Origin of the sequence: Prosthecobacter sp., from assembly GCF_029946185.1 — a bacterium.
Taxonomy (GTDB): Bacteria; Verrucomicrobiota; Verrucomicrobiia; order Verrucomicrobiales; family Verrucomicrobiaceae; genus Prosthecobacter.
This window is the reverse complement of sequence record NZ_JAQSEA010000052.1, coordinates 1-23,937: the sequence shown is the minus strand read 5'-3', so window position 1 is coordinate 23,937 and position 23,937 is coordinate 1. Positions and strand designations below refer to the sequence as shown.

The following is a 23,937-nucleotide window of genomic DNA, read 5'->3' as shown; positions in this document are numbered from 1 at the left end:
CTTCGATTTGCCTGTAAGATAACAGCAAGAATCCCTCACGGACGTGAACCAGCACCCAGCCGCACCGTTTTACCCGACGCCTAAGGAAGAAGGGACCCAACCTACCATTGGCTCCGAGCGCTGCATCCATGGCTCTGCGGGTAAATGGGAAGAACTAAATGGGTGACCAAAACCTTAGTCGATAGATGTTATTAATTACGAATAAAGCGTTACGAAGTGAAATGGGTGCCTAATGGCGTTGGGGATTGTAATGTTTGTGTGGTGATGTGAATGTAACGATTTTATCCGTACGTTATTGTGATGGAAAAGACGGGTGTTTTTCAGAATTATTCCAAATGTGAAGAACCACACCTTTCTGTGCGGTGCGTATTAGGCAAAAATAATGGAGACTTTTATTTTTGATGAAATGAACGTGTTAACAATGATAAAATCTATTGTGTCATTGATAAATAACAATCTTTTGCACGTGAAAAAAGTGTCTTTATTTTGGATATAATGTAACGAAATAAACGTTAATTATTTATCGCACGATAAGGCATTGGGATCTAGCTGGTGCGGGCCTGCGGCGTCGTTAAGGAAGCCGGCATCGATAATGTGCAAAGTTTTAGATGATCGCCGAGGTCGGTTATGAGGAGCAGGTCTCATTGTCTGGGATGGGCTGCAAGAATGTGAATAACTTGGCATTGGCTGGAGCAATCGTGGCTGTGTCGGAGACTCTTTAATATTACGATTTAGACGTTACAAAAAATTGCCTGATCCGTTTCTAATTCTCATTCAAATGCTTTCTCAAAGGAGATCGCTTGAGAGGTGAGAGGCACCGGATATCGACATCGATTTTGCTTACGATTGAAAAAATGCGGCTTAAATGTTACGTTGTATTCGATACAAAGCATTGGAGGTGGTCATCTTTGGCGGGATGAATATCTTTGAAGTTCGCTGCATTGTGACGGGGCCAAGTTCCTTAGTTTGGGGAGCATGAGGGCTGGCGGCTCATCGGGCATAGACCATGGACCGATGTAATCGCCGCAGTCGATGCTTCTCCGCTCCCGACTGAGTGTGATCCCTCCGCCTGGCAGGAGGAGACCTTGCGCACAACACTGGTCATGGCCGGAATGGGGGATGGACAGCCCCGCTACGCCCACTGAATATCTGCGACGTGGGGTTGTCCCGGGATTTGATCCACGACGAAATCCATAGCTTCATCACCAGCAAGAGGTGCCACCACGCATTTTGGACTTGGATGGGTGGAAGCCGTGTTGCTGATCAAGCGCATCATTTTGGGGCAGGGATCCTTGCTGTAGTGCGGGACACCCAGATTAAACTTCGGTCCCAAGATCATTCACTGGATCTTGTGGTGCTAAAAAGTCGGGGCCGCCGTTGTGGCGGGAGCCCCCCCCGGGAGGGTGAGGTAGTGCAGGATTGATCAAGTAACTGGCAGATGATCGCCACGGGCAAGGCACGAGGGTTCGTCATATTGAAAGAGCGGCGATAGGCGACCTCGCCTGAATGGCTGCAGTGAGGGGCATCGATTGACACGTGGCCATCGTGTCCGGCATCAGTTCCCTGCGCGGTCAATGGGCCACGTTGGCGAGGTGAAATCTGCCATTCTCCATTTTTCAGTGTTTCTGGATGTCGGCCAGAGGGAGGGCCGGCAAGTCATAGACATTCAGCCTGATACGCGCCGGTTCTGTGAACTCTCGAGGAGGCACCCACAACGAGCGATTTTTAGTATTGTTTGCGCACAACCGGCGACATCACAGTCGCTGCGGACTGGCTGTTTCGCGCGACTCATGCCGAGGTGGGGGCAATGAATGTCTTGTGGAGGCCATCGGAACCCGCAGGTCGGGCAACTGCACAGTTCCTTATTCGTCGTCTTCTTCCCACTCTTCCATGAGGCGGGCGAGTTTGCGCTTGATGCTGACTTTGGCGACGGCGTTGAGGCGGTCGATGAAGAGGATGCCGTTGAGGTGGTCGATCTCGTGCTGGAAGGCGCGGGCGAGGAGGCCGTCGGTTTCCACGGTGACGGTTTTGCCGTCGAGGTCGGTGTAGGTGACCTTGATCTGGCTGGAGCGGCGGATGTCGCCACGGAGGCGGGGGAAGCTGAGGCAGCCTTCTTCGCCGATGTCCTTGGCGGTGCCGAGTTCGAGCTGGGGATTCATTAGCACGATGGGCATGTGCTGCGGCATGTCCACCTTCTCGCCGTTGATCTTCATGAAGGTAATGCAGTCGGGATTGTGGGAGACGTCGATGACGGCGAGCTGCACATCCACGGCGATCTGCGGGGCGGCGAGTCCGACGCCGTTGGCTTCGCGCATGGTTTCGAGCATGTCGGCGGCGAGGGTGCGGATGTCGGGCGTGACTTCAGTCACGGGACGGCACTTGGCACGGAGGACGGGTTCAGGGTAGCGGACGATTTTACGGACCATATCCCTCTTTAATATCACCGGGTTTAGACGGGCTCAAGCCGGGAGTGGTTTTGTCCTTGCCAAGATGTGGCGCTCTCCCTAGCCTCGCGGCCTTCCACCTATGACCGACTCCTCTGCGCAATCGTCCATCAAGTTCAAACTGTTCCTCATGATGATCTTGGAGATCGCCATCTGGGGGGCGTGGCAGATCAAGATCTTCTCTTATATGACAATGCTGGGGTTTAACCCTGATCAGCAGTGGCTGGTGGGGAGTGCGTTTGGCATCGCGTCGATTGTGGGGATCTTCTTCAGCAACCAGTTTGCGGACCGTAACTTTGCTGCCGAGCGCTTTTTGGCCTTCAGCCATTTGGTGGGTGGGCTGGCATTGATCGCGACGGCGTTTCAAACTTCCTTCTGGCCGTTCTTCGCCTGCTTCATTGTCTATTGCCTGCTGTATGTGCCGACGATTTCGGTGACGAACTCGCTGGCCTTTGCCAATCTGAAGGACCCGGCGAAGGATTTTGGCTTTGTGCGCATGGGTGGAACGATTGGCTGGATCGTGGTGAGCTGGCCGTTCATTTTTCTGCTCAGTGAGAAGGCGGGCGCGTCGGAGACGCGGTGGGTGTTTATTGTGGCCGGCATCATCTCCCTCGTGATGGCTTTGTTCAGCCTGACACTGCCGCACACGCCACCGCGCAAGGATGCGGAGGGCATGGACAAGAAGGCATGGCTGAAGGCGTTGAAGCTGCTGGGCAATCCGTTTGTGCTGGTGCTGTTCATTGTCACGTTCATCGACTCGACGATCCACAACGGCTACTTCGTGGTGATCGACGGCTTCCTGCAAAAGGTGGGTATTTCGGCGAACATGAGCATGGTGGTCAGCAGCATTGGTCAGGTGGCGGAGATCGTGACGATGCTGATCCTGGGGACGGTGCTCAAAAAGCTTGGCTGGAAGACCACCCTCATTATCGGGATCTGCGGGCATGCCGTGAGATTTTTAATCTTTGCCTTCTTCGGCACGCCGGAAAACCAGTGGCTGATCGTGGCGGTGCAGGTGCTGCACGGCATCTGCTATGCGTTCTTCTTTGTGACGGTGTACATCTTTGTGGACGCGGTGTTTCCGAAGGACATCCGCTCCAGTGCGCAGGGCTTGTTCAATCTGCTGATCCTTGGTCTCGGCATGGTGGTGGCGAGCAAGATTTTCCCGCTGCTTGTGGTCCACTATACCACGGACGGCGTGGTGGACTACCACAAGCTTTTCCTGGTGCCGACTGGCATGGCGCTGGCGGGCATTGTGCTGATGGTGCTGTTCTTCCGTCCGCCGAACTACGGGCCTGAGGGCGAGGTGAAACATTGATCCAAACTTAACGGCTATGAAACACATCCTGCTTCTTTGCCTCGCTTTGACCACCGTGCTGCATGCGGCGGATAAGAAACCGAAGGCGATGCGGTTGAAGGGGGATGTCATCCTCGCGGATGATTTCAAGGCTGAGAAGCTGGATGAAAAGTGGGTGTATGCCAAAGGCGAGGAGGCGGCGAAATTTGAGATCGCCGATGGCGCTTTGCTGATGGATCAGGCGGCAGGCAAAGGGGCGGTGATCTGGCGGGCATTTGATGCGCCGGTGCAGGATGTTTCGGTGCAACTGCTGGTGAAGCCGTGGGCCTGCAGTTGGATCGCCTTTGGCTTTTATGCTCCGGGGGATCGCCCTGGCGGGCAGAGGAAACTCAACGTCGCTGTCACCCCGAAGGGTGCCGTCGTGGTGCGTGATGTTAAAAACCAAGAGGTGCTGAAGTCCGCCAACACTCGCATTCCATCCACCGAATGGCAGAGAGTGGCGTTTGAGTCGAAGGGGGACAAGATCACGGTGCAGGTGAATGACCGGGTGGTGCTGGAACTGAAGACCGAGCTGACCGAGGGAGAGAAGGCCGGGGTGCTGCTGAACCTTTATGGAGGGAAGGGGAGTGTGGATGAGGTTGAGGTGAAGAAGGTGAAGTGATGGGGGGCTTGACGGTCCTTGTTCTTTGACTGCGTGGGTAGCTCCCTGCTCTTTAGTCATTTGGGCTTCGACTTTTATTATGCATTCGTCATTTTGGGTTCGACCTTTCTTCCTATGAACCCACCTGGACTCGACCATCTCCTCACGTGCCTGCGTTTTCCTTCTGTTTCCACCGACTCCACACGACGAGCCGATGTTAGGGCCTGCGCTGAATGGCTTTTGAGCAAGGTGCGTGAGATGGGGCTAACGGGGGAGTTGCATGAGACGCCGGGGCATCCGGTGCTGGTGGCGAAGAACAAGCACATTGCCGGAAGGCGGACGGTACTGCTGTATGCGCATTACGACGTGCAGCCAGCCGAACCGCTAGGGGAGTGGAAGTCGCCTGCATTTGAGCCGACGATCCGCGATGGGCGTATTTTCTGCCGGGGTGCGACGGACAATAAAGGTCAGCTGATGGCGCACATGCAGGGGCTGGCGGAGACGCTGGCAAAGCATGCGGATCTGCCGGTGAATCTGACGCTGCTGTTTGAGGGGGAGGAAGAAATTGGCAGCCCGAATCTGAAGCCGTTTCTGGAGCAACACCGCGAGATGTTGAAGTGTGATGTGGTGGCGATTTCGGACACGGGGATGGTGGCTCCGGGCGTGGGCACTTTTACGTATGGGCTGCGTGGGATCGCGTGCATGGAGGCGAAGATTCATGGGCCGGCGATTGATCTGCACAGTGGCATTTTCGGTGGGGCGATTGCCAATCCTGTGACGGGCATCGCGCGGTTGACGGCGACGCTGCATGATGCGGAGGGGCGCGTGATGATTGATGGTTTCTATGACGGAGTGAGGCCGATTGCGGAGTGGGAGCGGAAGGCGTGGGCGGAGCTGGGCGATGGTGATGCTGAGATGCTGGAACTGACCGGATCGCCTGCATTGTTTGGTGAGCCGGGCTACACGGAGCGCGAGCGGCGGTGGGCGCGGCCCACGGCGGAGGTGAACGGCATCGGCGGCGGTTATCAGGGCGAAGGCTCGAAGACGGTGATCGGGCGTGAGGCTTTTGTGAAGCTGTCGTTTCGACTGGTGCCGGATCAGCATCCGGATGTGGTGCTGCAGCGTGCGGCGGAGCATCTGCGGGCGCATTTGCCGAAGGGGCTGCGGCTTGAGATCAAGCAGGGACATACCGGCATGCCTTATCTGATGGACCCGCATTCGGCGCTAGGCACGGCGGCGCAGCGTGCGCTGAAAAAGGTGTTTGGCGACAAGGTGGCGCTCATTCGTGAAGGCGGCAGCATCCCCATCGTGCAGGCGTTCAAAGACGTACTGAATGCCGACACGCTGCTGCTGGGGCTGGCGCTGCCGGACTGCCAGGCGCATGCGCCGAACGAGAACTTTCCCATCGATAACTTCGTGGCGGGCGTGAGCCTGAATCAGGCGCTGCTGGCGGAACTGGCATGATTTTTTTCTGCAAACTGCGCAACCAATCTGGCGACGGTTTGTTTGAGTCGTCGTGCCATCACTAACCAACACACACGCACAATATGAAGCTTAAAAAAACATTCCTCTACGGGTTCAGTTTCCTGAGCCTGACCTGCCTCTCAAGCGCTCAGGACGCACCTAAAGGACCGCCTCCAGAGGGGGCAACACCTCCTGCCCGCCCACAAGGTCGTCCTCCAGGCGGACGTGAAGGCGGCCCGCCACCCAATGGTCAGCAGGGCGGTGGTGGCGATCCTGCCGAACGCATCGCAGCATTCCTGAAAAATGCCGATACCGACAATGACGGCAAAATCAGCAAGGATGAGTTCGTCAACATGGGCAAGAAGGGGAGCGAAGACCGCTTTGGCCATATGGACGCCAACAGCGATGGCTTTGTGGATAAAGAAGAAGTCGCCAAGATGGCTCAGGCATCGAGCCGTGGTGGCCCAGGGCAGGGCGGCCAAGGCATGCGCCGTCCTGATGGCGGTGGTTCCCCTGGTGGAGATGGAGGTGGTTTCCGCCGCCCGCCTGGTGGCGAAGGTGGTAGCCCTGGCGGCTCACCTCCGGGCCAAGGTCAGGGGCAGGGCCAAGGCATGCGCCGTGAGGGTGAAGGTGGCCGTGGACGCGGCATGTTTGGCGATCCCAAGGAAAACTTCAAACGTATGGATGCCGATGGTAATGGCAGCATCTCAGAAGAAGAATACATCAAGGCGATGGAAAAAATGCGTGAGATGATGCGTGGTGGTCAGGGTGGACCTGGCATGAAGCGTCCTGGCGAAGGTGGTGGCCCTCCTGGGGAAGGTCAAGGCGGCTTCCGCCGTCCTCCTGTCGAAGGCGATGCTCCCAAGGTACCTGAGGCTCCTGCGCCTGCTCCGGAGAAGCCGAAGGATCCAGCATAGTCTCGGTATTTGATTTTAAGCACAACGCGGGATGGTCGAAAGACCATCCCGTTTTTTTGTGGCGGCCGCTATTGGAGGCGGATGCTGCAGAAGGGCGGGGCGCTGGGATGGATGGCAGGTATACCCATCTTACATTCAGAGTCCCATCACCTGCTTCAGGTATTGGATGCTCTGGCGTGCGATGGTAGGGGCATCGGGGGTGTAGTCGAAGACTTCGACGGAGAGGTAGCCGTTGTAGTTGGTTTCGCGCAGCGCGGCGATGATGGGCTCGTACTTAATTTCGCCCTGGCCGGGGCCGCGGAGATTAGCGTCGTTGGTGTGGAAGTGGACGGTCCAGTCTTTGCTGTCGCGGATGATGTCGGGGATGGACTTGGATTCATCGCTCATGGCTTTCACATCGAGGTGCAGCTTGCAGGAGGGGTGATCGACCAGCTTGCAGAGGCGGATGGTCTCTTCGGCGGTGTTGAGGAAGTTGGTTTCCTTGCGGCCGAGGGGCTCCATGGCGATGACCACGCCGTATTTGCCGCATTCTTCGGCCACTTCGCGCACGCAGTCGGCGGCGCGGTTGAATGCGTCTTCGTAGTTCCATTCAGGCTGCAGGCTGCGGGCTTTTGGGCTGCCCCAGACCATGATGCGGCCGCCGGTGGCACCGCAAAACTGGGCGAGGTGGCGGCCAAACTTCACGGTTTCCTTGCGCTGGAGGGCGTCGGGCGTGGTGATGTGAAACCAGGTGGGCTTGGTCAGCAGCCAGTGGAGGCCGAGGATTTCCAGGCCGAAGGACTTGGCTTTGGCGCAGAGGGTGAGGGCCTCCTCGACGGTGAGTTCGCGCGGATCTTCCTTTAGGGTGAAGGGAGCCAGTTCGATGGCGTGATACCCCGCTGCTGCGGCGTCTTCACACATTTTTTCAAAGGTCCAGTTCTGGTAGGTCTCGTTGCAAATCGCGAATCGCATAGGCGGGCAGGGTGCGCGGCTGCTCGGGCGCGTCAAGATACCTTGCAATCGGGGGGGCTGGATGTGCTATATTTCCGCATGTCAGCCAGCCGCCTTACTCTCCTTGCGTTCGCATTCGCCGCCTCGGTGCATGCGGAGCTCTCACTTGATGTGCCGGTGATCGAACTGAAGCCGAATCCAGAGGACGAGGAGGTGGAGACGACTTTCAAGTTCCGTAACAAGGGCGATAAAACGGTCAAAATCCTGGGTCTCGAGAGCGCCTGCAGCTGCCTGAGCGCGGAACTCGACAAGGCTGAATACAAGCCCGGAGAAGTGGGCACGGGGCACGCTTCGTTCAAGGTTTCCACTTTTGTCGGAAGGCATGAAAAATTCGTCACGGTCAATACGGATGATCCGAAGCAGCCGGACTGGCAGATCAACTTCATCCTGGATGTGCCCGCCGTGGTAGACATCAAACCGAAGAACCTCCAGTGGTGGATCGGTGATGAGGCGAAGTCCAAGGCCTGCCTGGTGCAGTTCGTGGGCCCTGAGCCGATGAAGATCATCAAGATCACGCCGACTCGTGAAAATGTGACGTTTGACCTGAAGGAAATCAAGGAAGGGCGGGAGTACCTCATCACCGTAACGCCCAAAAATACGGAGGAGGTCACGATGGGGGCGCTCAAGATCGAAACGAACAGCAGCATCGCCAAATACCGCTACCAACTGGCCTTCTTCACGATCACCAAGAAGCCGGAGCCGCAACCTGCCGCCACGGCTGCAACCAAGCCCTGATCTGACTGCTGTATGTTTACCGCACTTCGGCAGGCCACGATTCTCATGCTCCTCGTTGCGACAGCGGCGTGGGCCACGCATGCAAGGCACCCGCGTGCCCCGGCGCTGTATCTGGTGGAGGAGCCGCTGAGGGATGACGAGGTCTCCATGCAAGTGATCCAGCAGCGCTGGAAGGGCAAGGTGCTGTGGATCGATGCCCGCCTCAAGGAGCAGTATGACGAGGAGCACATTCCCGGCGCGGTGCTGCTGAACGAGCAGCATTTTGAGGAGCAGCTCTTCGGCTTGCTCGATACGCTCCAAACGAACACGAAGCCCATTATCCTCTACTGTAATGCGGCGAAGTGTGATGCTAGCCGGAAGATTCTCGAACGCCTGAAGCAAACGCTTTCCATCGAGAATGCGTTTGTGCTCAAGGGGGGATGGAGCGCCTGGCGGCAGGTTGCAAAGAAAGAGCGGGAAGGAAATTGACGGCAGGTGGTATGATTCCGTAGCATGGAGGTCTTATGTCACTCCAAGGAATTCTTATCTGGTCGGCGCTCGGTTTGGTGGCTGGTATCTTAGCGAAGCTCATCATGCCTGGCAGGCAGGGCATAAACCCCATCACCACGGTGCTGCTGGGGATTATTGGCAGCATCATCGGTGGCTATCTGGGGCATAAACTGGGATACACGGATATGACCGGCAGCTTCAGCGTCAAAGGTATCGGGACTGCTGTGGCGGGTGCGGTGATCCTCATGACGGTCTGGCGGCTGCTATTTGGCAAAAAAGGCTGACGCAGTGCTGGTTGCGGTGCGGATGACACACTCGTAGTCTTGAGCATGCAAATTCTCCGCCTTCTTCTGCTGGCCAGCCTGAGCGTGCTTTCTGCCACAGGCTTAACAGCGCCATTGACCGGCCAGATTGCCCGCGTGGGTATTACTGATTCAGACCTTGAGGACGTGCGGCGCTGGCGCGAACTGCGGCAGTGGATGGATGAAGCGATCAAGCAGGGAGCGGCGGGTCTGATCCTGGACATCAACGTCACGCAGAGCAATGCGCAGGCTGCGCTGTCTCTGGCGGAGGAAGTCACCCGCTTGAGGGTCAAAACGCTGGCCTATGTGAATACCTCAGCCATTGGTGGCGGGGCCTTGCTGTCTTTGGCCTGTGATGAGATATGGATGGCTCCCGGCTCCCGCATCGGTGCGGCTTCGCCGAAGGTGCAGGCGGATGAGGCGCTGTCTCCCAAAGCGCAGGACACGCGGCTGGCGGAATCGCTGGCCGTACTTAAAGCCGGCGCGCGCAGTTTGTGCAAACTGAAGGGACATCGTCCGGAGATCGCGGATGCTTTTGTGGATCGTGAAAAAGGGCTGGTGATTGGCACCCTGACGCTGGCGGAGAAAGGTGAACTTCTGCTGCTGGATGCGGATACCGCCGTGCAACCGGTGGAGGGCAAGCCGCTGCTGGCACGTGCGATCACTGCTGATGTGGAGGCGCTGGCGAAAAATGCGGCCCCGGAGGGGAAGCTGGTCGTCCTTAACGGAGTCTGGTATGACGAAAGTCTTAAAAAAGTGGCGGCAGCGACGGCAGTCCTCCCGGTGGAATCCAAATCGGAGAAGAGTGAAGCGCCTGCTTTGACTTCCAGCCAAAGTTATGCGGGCAAAGTGGTGGTCATTCCCGTGGGGCAGGAGGATTTGATCATCCCTGCACGTTTTGAGTTCATGAAGCGTACGCTCGGTCGTTGCAACAACGACGGAGCCGAGGCGGTGATCTTTGAACTCGACACACCCGGGGGGCTGGCGTGGGACACGATCAGCCTGATGATGAAGGATCTGCAAAATCTCAAGGCGCGCAGTTTTGCCTTTGTGAACACGCGGGCCATCTCCGCCGGTGCCATGATCGCGATGGCAACAGACACCATCTACATGGCTCCAGCCAGCGCCATCGGAGCCTCCACGCCGGTATCGGGTGATGGCACGCCGCTGGCTGAGGCCGAGCGGGCGAAGAACAATTCCGCCTTCATGGGCATGGCCCGCACGGTGGTGCGGGAGAAGGGGCACGATGTGCGGATCATCGAAGGGATGATCGACATGGAGCGCGGTCTCAGCATCAACGGTCAGGTGATCATTCCGAAAGGGGAGATCGTCACGCTGGATTCCGCGCAGGCGACGATGCAGATCGATGGCAAGCCGCTGCTGGCCAAGGGAATCGTGAAATCGATCGAGGAGATCAAACAACTTGAATCCCTGAAGGGCGAGGTTGTCACTGCTGAACCCACCGGATTTGAAATGATCGCCATCTGGGTCACGCGCTATGCGGCGATTTTGATCCTGATTGGGCTGGCGGGTGGGTATCTCGAAATGCAGACGCCCGGCTTTGGTCTGCCCGGTTTTGCCTCGGTCGCGGCGTTTGCGCTGTTCTTCTTTGGGCACTACGTGGCGGGAAGTCTGGCCGGGCAGGAGGCGATGGTCGTCTCTGCGGTGTTTGTGGTGGGCATCATTTTGATCGGCGTGGAGCTTCTTGCGGCGCCGGGGACCATCGTGCCGGGGATCTTGGGCTTTCTTTGTGTGATGGTGGCGCTTGTTTATGCCATGTCTGGCTGGGAGGTGCTGCCGCAGGGGGGGGGCAGTGCCGGGAGTTTCAGTCTGGCTGCGTATGCTACGGGCCTGCGCAATTTTGCGCTCGGAGTCACGGGGGCGGCGGTAGTCATCACTCTGCTCTGCCTCTGGCTGCCTGACCTGCGGCCCTTCCGCTCTCTGATTCTGCAGGCGTCAGCAGGTGGCACTATGAATGATGCTCCGACCATGCGAGACGCCATCCGTGCGCAGGTGGGGGACAGCGGCAGCGCCCGCAGCGCGCTACGCCCCTACGGCACCATCGAACTCGGTGGGCGGCTCATCGAGGCGATGGTGGAGGGGGGGTACGTTCAAAGCGGCACCCTTGTGCGCGTGCGGGAGATCCGAGGCGAAAAGATCATCGTGGAAGCGGTTTAATCTCAATTTTTGAGCATGCATTCGCAGGTTTTGGTCGTTAATCTTACCTTACAACCGCATGTCCAAAAATCTCAGTGCCCTCTCTTTCCGCAAAGGTGTCGAAAAAAACGTCTTTGAACGCATGGTCGATGCCGCCGACAAGGCGGGCACGGCTGAAAAAAATGACGTGGTGCACCAGATGGGGCAGGATCACCTGTTTGGGGATGCGATCACTCTCGGGGCGGTGTCGTTCTACGATTTCCTGAAAAAGGAGAATGAGGGCAAGAAGGTGTTCGTTTGCAACGGCAGCGCCTGCTTGTGCGCCGGGACGCAGGACAAGCTGCACCACACGCTGGAGACGCATTTCAAGCCGGAGGAGATCGGCCACATTTGCTGCCTGGGCCGCTGCCATGAGGGCGGGGCGTTGCAGTATCAGGGGAAGAATTACTCCGGACAGACCGACGCCGCTTTGAGCGAACTGGTGAAGACAGGGAAGGGGGATGCTGAAGACCGCTACGCCGTCATTTCGCTTCTCCAGCCCGCGCAGCTTACCGCTGAGTTTCCCGGCATTGATGCCTACTATGCGCCGTTCAAGCAACTGATCACGGAGGGGAATCGTGACGCGCTGGGTGTGGAATTGAAGGAAAGCGGGCTGCGCGGTCGTGGCGGTGCCGGCTTTCCATTGCATTTCAAATGGTCGAGTTGCCGTGCAGCGGCAGGTGCGGTGAAGTACATTGTCTGTAATGCTGACGAGGGCGATCCGGGCGCGTACATCGACAAATACCTCATGGAGAAGCAGCCGCATAGTGTCCTGCTGGGCATGATGGTGGCGGGTTGGTTCGCGGGTGCGGAGAACGGTATTCTTTACATCCGTGCGGAGTATCCGGATTCCGTGACGATCATCAACGAAGCCATCGAAGACCTGCGTGCGGCGGGCCTGCTGGGGCTGGATATTTTGGGCACTGGTTTCAACTTCATGCTGAAGTCCATCAAAGGCGCGGGTGCCTACATTTGCGGGGAGGAGACCGCGCTGCTCGCGAGCCTGGAAGGGCAGCGACCTGAAGTGCGGACGCGGCCACCGTTTCCGACGATTGAGGGATTGTTTCGTAAGCCGACGATCGTGAACAACGTCGAGACACTGGCGAACATTCATGCGATCCTCAAGCTGGGTGGTAAAGGCTACGCCCAAATCGGCACACCGAAGTCCACCGGCCCGAAGCTGCTCTCGCTTGATTCCCACTTCGTGAAACCCGGGATCTATGAGGTCGCCATGGGCACACCGTTGCAGGCAGTGATCGACCTCGCAGGGGGCTTTAAAACGAGAATCAAGGCGCTCCAGATTGGCGGTCCGCTGGGCGGCATCGTGCCAATGAGCCACGTTGGCAAACTCACGATCGATTTCGAGTCGTTCAAGTATGAGGGGTTCATGAAAGGCCATGCGGGTGTCGTCAGCATCCCGGAGTCGATGCCGATGATCGAGTACATCCAGCACCTCTTCCAGTTCACCGCCGACGAAAGCTGCGGCAAATGTTTCCCCTGTCGCCTCGGCAGCACGCGCGGCAAGGAACTGATTGCGAAAGCGCGGAGCGACAGCAGCTATAAGATCGACCGCGAACTCATCACTGATCTGCTCGACACGATGGAGCAGACTTCTTTGTGTGCTCTCGGAGGTGGTGTGCCGCTGCCCATCAAGAATGCGCTGGAGCATTTTGGTGACGAACTTAACTCCTATTTTAAAGCCTAGTTTCCATCCCAAACCACCAACAATATGGTCAAGGATCTCTCCACTCTCACTGCTTTCATTGATGGCGATGCCCTTCAATTCACTGAAGGCGACACGCTCTTAAACTTTATCGACCGTCATCGCGGGCGTGGGCATGTGCCGACGCTTTGTGATGCGCCGCAACTTGAGCCGTATGGCGCTTGCCGCGTGTGCTCCGTTGAGGTGGCGTTGCAGGCGGAGGGGCCGCGGCGTGTGGTGGCTTCGTGCCACACGCCTTTGACGGCGGGCATGCATGTGTTTACGGAATCGCCGAAGGTGCGGAAGCTGCGGAAGAACATTGTTGAGCTGGTGCTGACGGACCATCCTCTGGACTGTCTAACCTGCGAAGTGAGTGGGAACTGCGAGCTGCAGACTGTCGCGGCGAAGGTGGGCATCCGGGGGGTGCGCTATCCGGCGGGGGAGAATCATTTGGATCGTAAGAAGGATCATTCGCACGCCTATATGACGTCCGAGCTTTCGAAGTGCATCAATTGCTCGCGCTGCGTGCGTGCGTGTGATGAAATTCAAGGGCAGCATGTGCTCTCGATGCATGGCCGTGGCTTCAATGCGAAGATCATCAAGGGGCTGGATGAATCGTTTGCGGATTCGGAGTGTGTTTCCTGCGGTGCGTGCGCGCAGGCTTGCCCGACTTCGGCGATCAGCGATGTGTTCTTTTCCAAGTCCATCGAGGCGACGAAGAAGACGCGCACGATCTGTACCTACTGCGGTGTAGGCTGTAATCTGAATGTGGCGACAAAGGGCGATGCAGTGCTGAGTATTCAGGCTCCGGTGGATGCGGAGGTGAACCATGCGCATACCTGCCTGAAGGGGCGCTTTGCTTTCAAGTTTTACAATCACAAGGACCGCCTGCGCACACCGCTGATCAAGCAGCCGGACGGGCAGTTCAAGGAATCGACCTGGGAGGAGGCGTACGATCACATCTTCGCCAATCTGACCCGCATCAAAAACGATCATGGCGGGCAGGCGGTGGCGGGCATTTCCTCTGCACGCTGCACCAATGAGGAAAACTACCTCATGCAGAAGTTTATCCGTGGCGTCATGGGCACGAACAACATTGACTGCTGCGCCCGCGTCTGCCACTCGCCGACGGCTTGGGGCATGCAGAAGAGCTTTGGGACCGGAGCGGCGACGAACTCGTATGAGGACATCGAGCACACGCGCTGTGTGATGGTGATCGGTGCGAACCCGACGGAAGGTCACCCGGTGACGGGTGCACGCCTGAAGCAGCACATCATGAAGGGCACGCCGTTGATCGTGATCGACCCGCGCAAGATCGAGCTGGTGCCGTATGCAAAACATCACCTGCAACTGCGCCCAGGCACCAACATTGCGCTGCTGAACATGTTTGCCCGCTGCATTCTCGATGCCGGTCTGGTGAAGACGGAGTTTGTGAAGAAGCGCTGTGAGAACTGGGAGGAATTTGAGGATGGTCTGCGTGCGCTCGATTTGGATGCACTGCAAAAGATCACAGGTGTGAGCATCGACCTCGTACGCGCTGCCGCCATCGAGTATGCCTCTGCCGAAGCGGCGATGAGTTTCCATGGGCTCGGTGTCACCGAGCACGAGCAGGGTGCGAAGACTGTGATGCTTATCTCGAATCTCGCGATGATGACCGGTAACATTGGTCGTCCGGGTGTGGGGGTGAATCCGCTGCGTGGCCAGAACAACGTGCAGGGTGCTGCTGACATGGGCTGCCAGCCGCATCAGGGTGCGGGTTACTACGAGATGGACGATATCGAGGTGCAGAAGCGCTACGCGGATTTCTATGGTGTGCCGACGCCGACGGAGCCCGGATGGAAAATTCCGCAGATGTTTGACGCTGCTGTCGAAGGCAAGCTGAAGGCGCTCTGGCTGATGGGCGAGGATGTGGTGCAGACCGATCCGGATGCGCACCATGTGAGGCATGCGATGGAGAGCCTGGAGTTCCTGGTGGTGCAGGAGATTTTCATGACGGAGACGGCGAAGTATGCGGATGTGATTCTGCCTGCTTCTTCCTTCCTAGAAAAGAGCGGCACCTTCACCAATGCGGAACGCCGAATGCAGAAGGTGAACGCGGCGGTAAAGCCACTCGCAGGCACCAAGCCGGATGGTCAGATCATGTGCGAAATTTTGCAGCGCTTCGGCTTCCCGCAACCTGACTACACGCCGGAGGGTGTGCTGGCGGAGATCGCGCAGATCGTACCGTTCTTCAAAGGAGCCACTTGGGAAAACCTGGGCATCAACGGCAAGCAGTGGCCGGTCAAAGAAGGCGGCGTGGACACGCAGATCATGCATCAGGAGCAGTTCACCCGCGGCAAGGGGCACTTCCATTTCTTCCCGTGGGTTGAGTCCAGCGAACTGAAGACAAACGGCGAGCAGTTCCCCTTCATCCTTACAACGGGGCGAATCCTGGAGCACTACAACTGCGGCACGATGACGCGCCGCACGGGCAACAGCGACATCGTCACGCAGGACCTGCTTTCGATCAATCCAGACGACGCGAAGCGCAAGGGCCTCCGCACGGGGGACATCGCGAAGCTTTCGAGTGCGCGTGGCGAGGTGGAACTGGAGGTGCGCGTTACCGATGAAGTGAAGGCGGGCATTCTTTACACCACTTTCCACTTCCCGGATGCCATGGTGAACAATGTCACCGGCCAGGGCTGCGATGGCGATACGATGTGTCCTGAGTACAAGGTCGTGGCGGCAGATGTGGAACTGGTGCGCATGGGCAAGCTGAAGAAGAAGCAGAAGGATGGTTTTGCTCCTGCGATGACCGTATGACCGGAGGAGTGGCCTCTGGTTAGTCAGTGGTGCAAGGCGTCCCACCTAGCATCTCTGGAAGGCTATGCTCCATGCCCGCTCGCATTCTTATCGTCACCGATCTTCATCAGCGTGGTGTGCTCTATGCAGCGCTGGTGAAGCTGGCGAATGAGATCAAGCCGGATGCGATTATTCTTGGTGGGGATTTTCTGCATGGTACGGGGATGCTGCCGTATGGGCAAACGCAACAGCTCACGCCGACTCTGTGTGCCGTTGAACTCCATACGATTGCACGGCCAATGCTGTTGGTGCGGGGCAATCATGAAGACGAGAACTGGTTTGAGTTTCGCGATGCGTGGAAGTCGCTGCATGGGTCTGACCCGATCCGATTGAACGGTGGTTTTGCGCTGATTGGCGATGTCGGCGTGGTTGGTTTTCCTTGTGCGATGGGTCAGGAGGAGGCATTCAGCGAAGGAGAACCGCTCGGCGGTGAACATTACACTTATTGGTTCAGGCACCTGCTTGCCGATCATGGAGATGATGCTCGCAAGTTGTGGATCATGCACGAGCCGCCAACTGGGACGCAAATTTCCAAGGCGGGTTCTTTGGTTGAGGGACATGCGTGGTGGAGGGACGCGATTGAGGAGCATCACCCGGAACTCGTTGTCTGCGGTCACGATCATACGACATCGATTCGGCGCGATGTGTGGCAGGATCAGATTGGTGCGACGAAAGTGGTCAACGTCGGTCAGAACATGGACGGGCCGCTGCATGCCACGCTGGTTGAGATATCAGCATCAGGGCGGCTGCAATGTGAAAAGCTGGTGATGGACTGAACCCCAGAGTGCCGTGGTCAGGAGCCCCCGTCTCCTTGGAAGCGTATCAACCAAACCTTACGCAATACACGGGCGGGAGATCGGCGCTGAGGCGTTCCCAGGAGTCGCCGCCGTTTTCGCTGATCCAGACGGAGCCTGTGGTGCTGCCGAAGGCGAGGGTGCGGCCGTCGCCGGTGACATCAAGGCAGTGGCGATAGACGAGGTGATAGGCGTGTTCCTGTGGCAGGCCTTGGCGCAGCGGTTCAAAGGTCTGGCCGCCATTGCTGGTACGCATGACGCAGAGGGCACCATCACAGGCCACGCGGAGTTCGTCTTTGATCCCGGGCACAAACCATGCGGTCTGCGGATCCTGCGGATGCATGACTACGGCGAAACCGAAGTTGGAGGGATTGGCATTGGTGATCTCGCGCCATTTCTGGCCGCCGTCGGTGGAGTGGAAGATGCCGTTGTGATGCTGCATCCAGATCGTGTCCGGATCAGCCGCGCTCCAGGCGATGCGATGCGGGTCCTGAATGCCGGGATCATAGGCTTGCTCTGGCGGCATAAACTCGGCGCGAATGCCTTCGCCGATGTTGCGCCAGCTTGCACCGTTGTCGGTGGATTCCCACACGCCGCCGCAGGAGACGCCGATGAGCAGACGATGGCGGTTGCGCGGATCGACCAGGATGGTGTGAATGCCCGGCCATTCTGCGCCACCACCCATCCATTTGGCCCGGCCCGGATCATTCCACAGGCTTTCGACAAGCCGCCATGAAGCTCCGCTGTCGAGTGAGTGGAACAAACCGCCGGGCAGCGTACCGCACCATAGTTCGCCTGCTGCGGCACCGGCTTCCAGCGCCCAGACTTTTTTCAGATCCCAGGGAATGGGCTGCTGGGTCGCCATGCCGATTACTTCGGGGGCATCGTCGGGCTTGGGTGGAAACGTGGGGCAGGCCCGTTCCTCCCAGCTCGCGCCTGCATCGCGCGAGGCATGGAATTTGGTGCCGAAGTGGCCGTGTTCGACGGCGGCGTAGAGTGTGCCATCGCGAGCGTCTGGCAGCAGCATGGGTACTTGCACGCCTAGGAACGAGATGCGTGTGACGTGCCATCCAGCAGCGCTGCGCTCTGCTTCGATGAGTCCTTTGCGAGTGCCGAGATACAGTTTTGTGATCATGGGTTCAGCCTCCTGATAGTGCCTGCATGACGAAAATTTCCGACGTCGGTTGTATGACATCTGTCAGCCGACGTCGATCAGAAATTGCGGTGCCATCGACAAATACGATGACGTGCTGCCGCGTCGCGCCCTGATCATCCAGCACATAACTGCGCAACGTCGGATGTTGCGCAAAAACGGCGTCAAGGGCTTCGCGCACTGTGGTGCCGTCCACTGTGCAAACGGGTGCAGTCGTCTGGCTGGCGAGATTGGCGGTGAAGTGGATCGTGGGCATGGGCGGGTCGAGTTTTGTGGGCGACACTTACTCGTGCCGCAGGTTAGTGTTTAGGCAAACAGACTTCGGGCAGGCCTCGCTACTTGCGGAAGCACTCGGATACGCTGCCGAGGCGCAGGCCGAACTTCCGGTATTGTACGCGATTGAGGAGGATGCCGTCGGGTTGCAGGAGCATGATCTGGCGGAAGTTGACGTTGAAGGTGTGGCTGCCGACGGGGACTGCGAGGGTGTAGTTCCACTCAAAGGCATTGCCCCAGGCTTCACCGTGCGCGAGGCCCACGCTGTCGTTGGCTTGGCCTTCGAAGTGGTGGGCATCAATGACCCGGATGTCCCACACGCGGTGCTCATGGCGACCGCTGGCAAAGGTGAAGTCCTGGGTGAGGCGCAATCCATTGCTGCGCGGTGTGCCGTGCATGTGAGTGGAGAATTGATCACGCACTTTGCCGCTCCGATCTTCCACCATGCCCCAGGAGCGGATGTGCCCTGAAAAATAAGCTTTGGGATCCAATCTCGGTCCTTTGCCCGCGAAGTCGCGTGCGCGGGGGCCGCTGCAGGAGGCCATGCAGACTGCGAGAGCGATGAGCGCCAGTGTTTGTGAGACGGAGGTCATGGCTTGAGGTGTTGCTGGAGAAAGGTGAGTGCGCGAGATGCGGCGTCGGCGGCGGCAGCGGGGGATAGGGCGTGGCCTTCGTCGGGATAGATGTGGACGAGGGGCTGCGCGTGAAAGCGCTGGGCGTCCTTCAGGAGTGCCTGTTCATAGTGGATGGGGACGCGTTCGTCATTGCGGCCATGCAAAATCAGCAGTGGCGGATAGCGTTTCGTGTGGCCTTTGAGGCGGTCAAATATGCCGCCGGAGAGTTCTGCTGCGACGCCGATGCGTGAGTCGGTGGTGGCTGCGCCAACGGTGAGAAAGGCCCCGAGTGAGTAGCCGAACATACCGATGGGTCCGGGGCGCACCTGTGGCTGCTGGGAGATGAAATCGATGCCGTCTTTGACGGTAGCCTGCCAGACTTCTGAATTCGCGGCGATGGATTTGTCTCCGGCAAGCAGCGTGCCGGTGCGGTCAAAGTAATGGATCATGTAGGCTGCCATGCCACGCTGGGCGAGCTGGCGGGCGAAGGCGTCCATGTCTCCTTTGCCATTCAGCAGACCGCCGGAGCCGTAGAGTACGATCACTGCTGGGTGCTGCTTCGTGTCAGCCAGCACAAACTTCTCCACCACGATTTTTTTTCCGCCGCTGAGATAGGAGGTTTTGGATTCGTGGATTCCGGAGACGCGTGCGGAATGGGAACAGGAGGTGGCGGTCAGTAGCGCGGAGGCGAGCGCCAAGAGCCGAAGGTGTTTTAGCATGCCAAGGATTCGGGAGACGCTGGGTGAGTGGCTGTGATCATTCCGCATTCGCCGCCAGAACTGATGAGAGATTGCACATCGCCGTGCGATTCCAGAACGAGCTAAAGCTCGGGATTGCTTTTCTTATTCCGGCAAATCCTCGCCCTGAGTTTCTGGCAGGCAGGTGAGGAAGAGAAGACCTAGGAGGAAGAATCCGCCGAGGCAGGTGATGGCGGTGCGCAGGTCGAAGGTGGATTTCATCCAGGCGCTGAGCCAGATGAGAACGGGGGCGGCGAGCAGGCGGCCTGTATTGAAACAAAAACCGGAGCCGGTGGCGCGCAGATGCGTGGGAAATAGCGCAGGAAAAAATACGGCGTAGCCTGCATGGATGCCCTGCGCAAAGAAGCCGAACACGGGAAGCAGAATGAGAAGGAGCGTGTAGCTGCCGAAATACGAGGGAAGCCAGCAGATGATGGGGGTCATGACCAGCGCAGCGAGGTGCATGACGACGAAGGTCTTCTTGCAGCCCCAACGTGCGCTCAAGGGGCCGAAGGCGAGCATGCCTGCGCCTGCTCCTGCGGTTTGAATAAAGCCGAAGGCGATTTTGGATTTGCTGGTCCAGTCGGGATCTCCCGCACGTTTCAAGAAGTCGGCGGCGAGGTCCTGGCCTGCGATCACAACACCCCAGAATGTGGCGAGGCCGACCATGGCCAGCAGTGCGCCGAAGATCGCCCGTGAGCGCCAGTGCGGCGTGCCGAGAAGCTCGCTGAAGCTGCCCATGCGGGTGGCTTTGGTTTGACGTGCTTCTTTCCAGGTTTCGGGTTCTTTGATGCTCAGCCTGACCCAGAGGACTAGAATGGCCGGAATGACGCCGAGAAGATAGGCCGTGCGCCATTGGCTGCCGACCCAGAGACCAGCGGCGGCGGCGAGCCAGAGACCTGCGACGCTGGTGGCGTGGAAGATGCCGCCGGCGCGTTCCCGTGCTTCTTTGGGAAAAACTTCGGCCACGAGTGCTGCGCCCACTGCCCATTCGCCGCCCACACCCATTGCCACGAGGAATCGCAGCGCGCCGACCTGCCAGATCTCGCCGGCAAAGGCGGTGATGCCGGAGAAGACGGAGTAGAAGAGAATGGTCAGTGCCATGACTGGATTGCGGCCCCACTTGTCTGCGAGTGAGCTGAACAGGAGTCCGCCAAAGGTGCCGCCGAGGAGGAAGATGCCGAGGAAGCGCTCTCCCCATATTTTCACGAGGGGATCGTCGGCTTTTACATGCAGGAGTTCCGGCAGCATGTCCGCCCGTGTCAGATTGTAGATCTGTCCTTCAAACGCATCGAAGACCCAGCCGAGTGATGCGACGAGCAGCACCAGCCATTGGTAACGGGTGACAGTGGAGTGCCATTTAGGAGAAGCGGAGGACATGATTGGGAATAAGGAGTCAATCTGAAGGCTGTGGAAATGTCGACGCTGAAGTGAGTGGGATGTGAGAAGGTGTGCTGTTTTGCCGATCCCGTTCTTTTCGAATCACCTGCGGATGTTCGAGGAGCCTTGAAACTGCGCTATGTCAGAGCTGCAGAGCATGATCATCCTGCGCTTCCAGAATGAACTGAAGTTCGGGACTGCTTTTTCTAAACCGGCAGCGTGGTCCCTGGAATGGCCACGGGGTACCAGCCGTCTGCATCGGGTTTGACTGGTGGCTCGGTGGCCCAGGTGATGTTGTCTGGGACGAGAACATCTTGCGAATTCAGCGCTTGCTCCCAAGTGATGACCTGGCCGGTGTAGCTGGCCATGCGACCCATGACGCCCATCATCGTGCTGTGCGCGGCGTAGTCGGCGTCGTTGCGGACCTTGCCGGTGCGGACGTTTTCAAAGAGTGCGTCGTGTTCGAGTTGATAGGGGTCTTCTTTGTTGCGGGTGCGCTTGCCGCCGGGGGGCTGACCGTTGATGAGGAATTTGCCGCCGTTGACGAGGTCGGCTGCACCCTTGGTGCCGTGGAAGTGCTCGCTGACATCGCGCGCGCATTTGCCGCCGATCTGGCAGCATTGGCTGAGGATGCGCATGCCGTTGGCGTATTCAAACTCGACGGTGTGGTGGTCGAAGATGGTACCGTTTTCCCGGGCGCGGCGCACCTGCCGGCCGCCCTGGCCTACGGCCTTGATAGGTGCGACTCCATTCATGACCCAGTTTGCGACGTCGAGGTTGTGGCAGTGCTGTTCGAGGATGTGGTCTCCGCTCATCCAGGTGAAGAAGTACCAGTTGCGGATCTGGTAGTGCAGTTCGCTCTCGCCGGGTTCGCGTACGAATCCGGGGCGGGAGGTGCCGTTCCAGTACACCCGGCCAAAGACGAGGTCGCCGATCTCGCCGGCATGGATGCGGTCGATCATGTCGATGTAGCTCGGCTGATAGCGGCGCTGAAAGCCGACGCAGACATTGAGCTTCTTTTTCTTGGCTTCTTCGGAGGCAGCAAGTACGCGGCGCACGCCTGCGGCATCTACCGCGACCGGCTTCTCCATGAAGACATGCTTGCCGGCTTTGACGGCCTGCTCAAATAGGAAGGGGCGCGGACCTGGAGGCGTGGTGATGAGAACGACGTCTGCGAGGGCAAATGCCTTGGTGTAGTCTTCGAAGTTGGTGAAGACTTGGTCTGGCGGGACATCGACCTGGCCTTCGTGTTTGGATTTGAGAATGTCGAGCGCAGCCTGGGCTTTGCCTTCGAGGGGATCGACAACGGCAACGAGTTTGATGGTGGAGCCGGCGGAGAGTGCCTGATTGCAAGCCCCCGTGCCGCGCCCGCCGCAGCCGATGAGGGCGATCTTGATGTCGTTGTCTTTCGGTGCCGCAAACGCATGCGTGGCGGCGGTCATGGCGGATGCGGCGAGGAAGGTGCGGCGAGTGGTCATGGTGGTGGTTGGGACGCACCTGTGAACCGGGCGGAGCGCCCGAACCTTTCATCGCTTCTTCCGGTGAAATGAAAATGCCTCCAGGCAGAGGCAGAGCTCTGCATGGAGGCATGGAGTAGAGAAACGGGTTAGAGCTTAGCGCAGCAGTCCGGCCCAGGCCTTGCGCTCCGACCATAGAAGGAAGAGAGACAACACGGCAATGGTGATAAGCATGGGGTCCAGAATGCCATCTCCTTTAACAAACTGATGGAAGGCCAGGATGTTCACGATGACAGGGCCGAGGCAAAGCAGACCAAAATTGCGTGTTTTGGGAACAAGGAGAAGGATGCCGCCGAGCATCTCGAAAACCTTCACAAACTTCATGTAGCCTGTAGGACCAAAGGCAGCCATGAAATGGGCTTCCTCCGGGTTTAGTTTTTGTTCAGGTATGTTGCCGAAGAAAAACATACTGGAAGCCATGATGAACAGAAGTCCGAGGACGATGGAGGCGGCGAGGGTGACGTATTTCATGGAGGAGGGAGTGAATGAAGATTTGAGCGATTCTACTGCCAAGGGCGAAGGATGCGAGATTCGAGAAATGAGGTGGAATGTGAGCTTGGCCTTAGCTGAGGAAGGCGGCGAGACGGTCGAAGTTTTCTTCGTTGGAGGGGACGCAGATGGGCTTGAAGCGTTCGCAGATTTCGGCGTTTTCGAAGCGCATGCACCAGGTCATGTGCGTGCCGGTTCCGGCATCGGCGAGGGTGATGGTCATGCGGAAATGGGGGGCGACGTGTTCATAGACGATGCGCTCGGAAGGTGCGATTTCGATGAAGCGGGTGTGATTGGCGTAGTCCTTGCCATCGGGGCCGTGCATGGTGAATTTCCAATCTCCGCCGGGGCGGAAGTCGAACTCATCAAAGGTGCTGGTGAAGCTCTTGGGGCCCCACCAATGAGCAAGCTGCTGGGGATCGCTGAAGGCGTCGAAGATGCGGTCGCGGCTGGCGTCGAAGATGCGGGTACTGATGATCTCGGAGGCGTAGTCTTGAGGCTGGCTCATGGGATGGAATGCGTGGCTATTTGGATGCGGCGGCTTGCTGTAGCGTGGCGATGTCGAGCTTGATCATCTTGAGCATGGCCTGGATGACGCGTGAGCACACGGCGGGGTCACTGGAGGTCATGAGGTCTGTCAGCACGGTGGGGATGATCTGCCAGGATACGCCGAACTTATCCTGTAGCCAGCCACATTGAACGGGCTTGCCGCCATCGGTGGTGAGAGCGTCCCAGTAGCGGTCCACTTCTTCCTGAGTCTCGCAGGCGACCATGAGGGAGATGGCCTCATTGAAGGGGAACTCGGGGCCCCCATTCAGGGCGGTGTAGTTCTGGCCGAAGAGTTCAAACTCCACAGTCATCACCGTGCCGGCAGGGGGCCAGGGTGGTCTGTCTTCGGGCCGCACCTCCGGGTAATAGGCTCTGCGCAGGATCTTGCCGTCTTTGAAGACGGAGAGGTAGAAG

Annotated in this window: 22 protein-coding genes; 11 read left to right on the top strand and 11 right to left on the bottom strand. The window is 58.2% G+C overall.

Annotation, left to right across the window (positions count from 1 at the left end; translation table 11 throughout):
* Positions 1 to 1,862: 1,862 nt before the first annotated feature.
* Positions 1,863 to 2,426, bottom strand: coding sequence for a peptide deformylase (def, locus tag PSV43_RS03450; RefSeq protein WP_300193807.1), 564 nt, complete (start codon positions 2,424 to 2,426; stop codon positions 1,863 to 1,865).
* A 100-nt stretch (positions 2,427 to 2,526) separates the two neighbouring features.
* On the opposite strand from def, the gene PSV43_RS03445 reads away from it, so the two are divergent.
* The 4 genes from PSV43_RS03445 (at position 2,527) to PSV43_RS03430 (ending at position 6,762) form a co-directional block, all read left to right on the top strand.
* Positions 2,527 to 3,762, top strand: coding sequence for a nucleoside permease (locus PSV43_RS03445; RefSeq protein ID WP_300193805.1), 1,236 nt, complete (start codon positions 2,527 to 2,529; stop codon positions 3,760 to 3,762).
* Positions 3,763 to 3,778: 16 nt separating this feature from the next.
* Entirely contained in the window at positions 3,779 to 4,402 is a 624-nt protein-coding gene (locus PSV43_RS03440; protein ID WP_300193803.1) for a hypothetical protein, read from the top strand.
* Positions 4,403 to 4,516: 114 nt separating this feature from the next.
* Positions 4,517 to 5,845 (top strand): dipeptidase, encoded by a 1,329-nt coding sequence (locus tag PSV43_RS03435; RefSeq protein ID WP_300193802.1) that lies wholly within the window; start codon positions 4,517 to 4,519, stop codon positions 5,843 to 5,845.
* 83 nt (positions 5,846 to 5,928) lie between these two features.
* Positions 5,929 to 6,762: an EF-hand domain-containing protein gene (locus tag PSV43_RS03430; protein WP_300193800.1), complete on the top strand. Its 834-nt coding sequence runs from the start codon at positions 5,929 to 5,931 to the stop codon at positions 6,760 to 6,762.
* A gap of 135 nt (positions 6,763 to 6,897) precedes the next feature.
* On the opposite strand, the gene PSV43_RS03425 is transcribed toward PSV43_RS03430, so the two are convergent.
* Positions 6,898 to 7,713 (bottom strand): sugar phosphate isomerase/epimerase family protein, encoded by an 816-nt coding sequence (locus tag PSV43_RS03425; RefSeq protein WP_300193798.1) that lies wholly within the window; start codon positions 7,711 to 7,713, stop codon positions 6,898 to 6,900.
* Between the two features lie 78 nt (positions 7,714 to 7,791).
* Between PSV43_RS03425 and PSV43_RS03420 the strand changes: the two genes are divergently transcribed.
* The 7 genes from PSV43_RS03420 (at position 7,792) to PSV43_RS03390 (ending at position 16,793) form a co-directional block, all read left to right on the top strand.
* Positions 7,792 to 8,487 carry a DUF1573 domain-containing protein gene (locus PSV43_RS03420; protein ID WP_300193796.1) on the top strand — a complete coding sequence of 232 codons (696 nt, stop codon included), beginning with the start codon at positions 7,792 to 7,794 and terminating at the stop codon, positions 8,485 to 8,487.
* Positions 8,488 to 8,499: 12 nt separating this feature from the next.
* On the top strand, positions 8,500 to 8,955 hold the full coding sequence (locus PSV43_RS03415; protein WP_300193794.1) for a rhodanese-like domain-containing protein: 456 nt from the start codon (positions 8,500 to 8,502) through the stop codon (positions 8,953 to 8,955).
* 35 nt (positions 8,956 to 8,990) lie between these two features.
* A complete protein-coding gene (locus PSV43_RS03410) occupies positions 8,991 to 9,260 on the top strand; it encodes a GlsB/YeaQ/YmgE family stress response membrane protein (protein WP_300193792.1) in 270 nt (89 codons plus the stop codon).
* 45 nt (positions 9,261 to 9,305) lie between these two features.
* Positions 9,306 to 11,456 carry a hypothetical protein gene (locus tag PSV43_RS03405; protein ID WP_300193791.1) on the top strand — a complete coding sequence of 717 codons (2,151 nt, stop codon included), beginning with the start codon at positions 9,306 to 9,308 and terminating at the stop codon, positions 11,454 to 11,456.
* 58 nt (positions 11,457 to 11,514) lie between these two features.
* Positions 11,515 to 13,179, top strand: coding sequence for an NADH-ubiquinone oxidoreductase-F iron-sulfur binding region domain-containing protein (locus tag PSV43_RS03400; RefSeq protein ID WP_300193790.1), 1,665 nt, complete (start codon positions 11,515 to 11,517; stop codon positions 13,177 to 13,179).
* Positions 13,180 to 13,203: 24 nt separating this feature from the next.
* Positions 13,204 to 15,978, top strand: coding sequence for a formate dehydrogenase subunit alpha (fdhF, locus tag PSV43_RS03395; RefSeq protein WP_300193788.1), 2,775 nt, complete (start codon positions 13,204 to 13,206; stop codon positions 15,976 to 15,978).
* Between the two features lie 71 nt (positions 15,979 to 16,049).
* A complete protein-coding gene (locus PSV43_RS03390; RefSeq protein ID WP_300193786.1) occupies positions 16,050 to 16,793 on the top strand; it encodes a metallophosphoesterase in 744 nt (247 codons plus the stop codon).
* A 46-nt stretch (positions 16,794 to 16,839) separates the two neighbouring features.
* On the opposite strand, the gene PSV43_RS03385 is transcribed toward PSV43_RS03390, so the two are convergent.
* The 9 genes from PSV43_RS03385 to PSV43_RS03345 form a co-directional block, all read right to left on the bottom strand.
* Entirely contained in the window at positions 16,840 to 17,946 is a 1,107-nt protein-coding gene (locus PSV43_RS03385; protein ID WP_300193784.1) for a hypothetical protein, read from the bottom strand.
* A 4-nt stretch (positions 17,947 to 17,950) separates the two neighbouring features.
* Complete coding sequence (locus PSV43_RS03380) at positions 17,951 to 18,220, bottom strand: MoaD/ThiS family protein (protein WP_300193782.1); 270 nt, start codon at positions 18,218 to 18,220, stop codon at positions 17,951 to 17,953.
* 79 nt (positions 18,221 to 18,299) lie between these two features.
* A complete protein-coding gene (locus PSV43_RS03375; protein WP_300193780.1) occupies positions 18,300 to 18,830 on the bottom strand; it encodes a DUF3833 family protein in 531 nt (176 codons plus the stop codon).
* Positions 18,827 to 19,570 (bottom strand): prolyl oligopeptidase family serine peptidase, encoded by a 744-nt coding sequence (locus tag PSV43_RS03370; RefSeq protein ID WP_300193778.1) that lies wholly within the window; start codon positions 19,568 to 19,570, stop codon positions 18,827 to 18,829. The genes PSV43_RS03375 and PSV43_RS03370 overlap by 4 nt, the downstream gene beginning before the upstream one ends.
* Positions 19,571 to 19,693: 123 nt before the next feature.
* Positions 19,694 to 20,968, bottom strand: a complete 1,275-nt coding sequence (locus PSV43_RS03365; protein WP_300193776.1) for an MFS transporter — start codon at positions 20,966 to 20,968, stop codon at positions 19,694 to 19,696.
* A gap of 206 nt (positions 20,969 to 21,174) precedes the next feature.
* The gene (locus tag PSV43_RS03360; protein ID WP_300193774.1) at positions 21,175 to 22,446 is read right to left on the bottom strand and encodes a Gfo/Idh/MocA family oxidoreductase; all 1,272 of its coding nucleotides are present in this window, start codon (positions 22,444 to 22,446) and stop codon (positions 21,175 to 21,177) included.
* Positions 22,447 to 22,581: 135 nt separating this feature from the next.
* Positions 22,582 to 22,956 carry a hypothetical protein gene (locus PSV43_RS03355; RefSeq protein ID WP_300193772.1) on the bottom strand — a complete coding sequence of 125 codons (375 nt, stop codon included), beginning with the start codon at positions 22,954 to 22,956 and terminating at the stop codon, positions 22,582 to 22,584.
* A 91-nt stretch (positions 22,957 to 23,047) separates the two neighbouring features.
* Positions 23,048 to 23,482, bottom strand: a complete 435-nt coding sequence (locus tag PSV43_RS03350) for an SRPBCC family protein (RefSeq protein ID WP_300193770.1) — start codon at positions 23,480 to 23,482, stop codon at positions 23,048 to 23,050.
* 16 nt (positions 23,483 to 23,498) lie between these two features.
* The coding region (locus PSV43_RS03345; RefSeq protein WP_300193768.1) for a VOC family protein at positions 23,499 to 23,937 on the bottom strand (439 nt) is incomplete at its 5' end.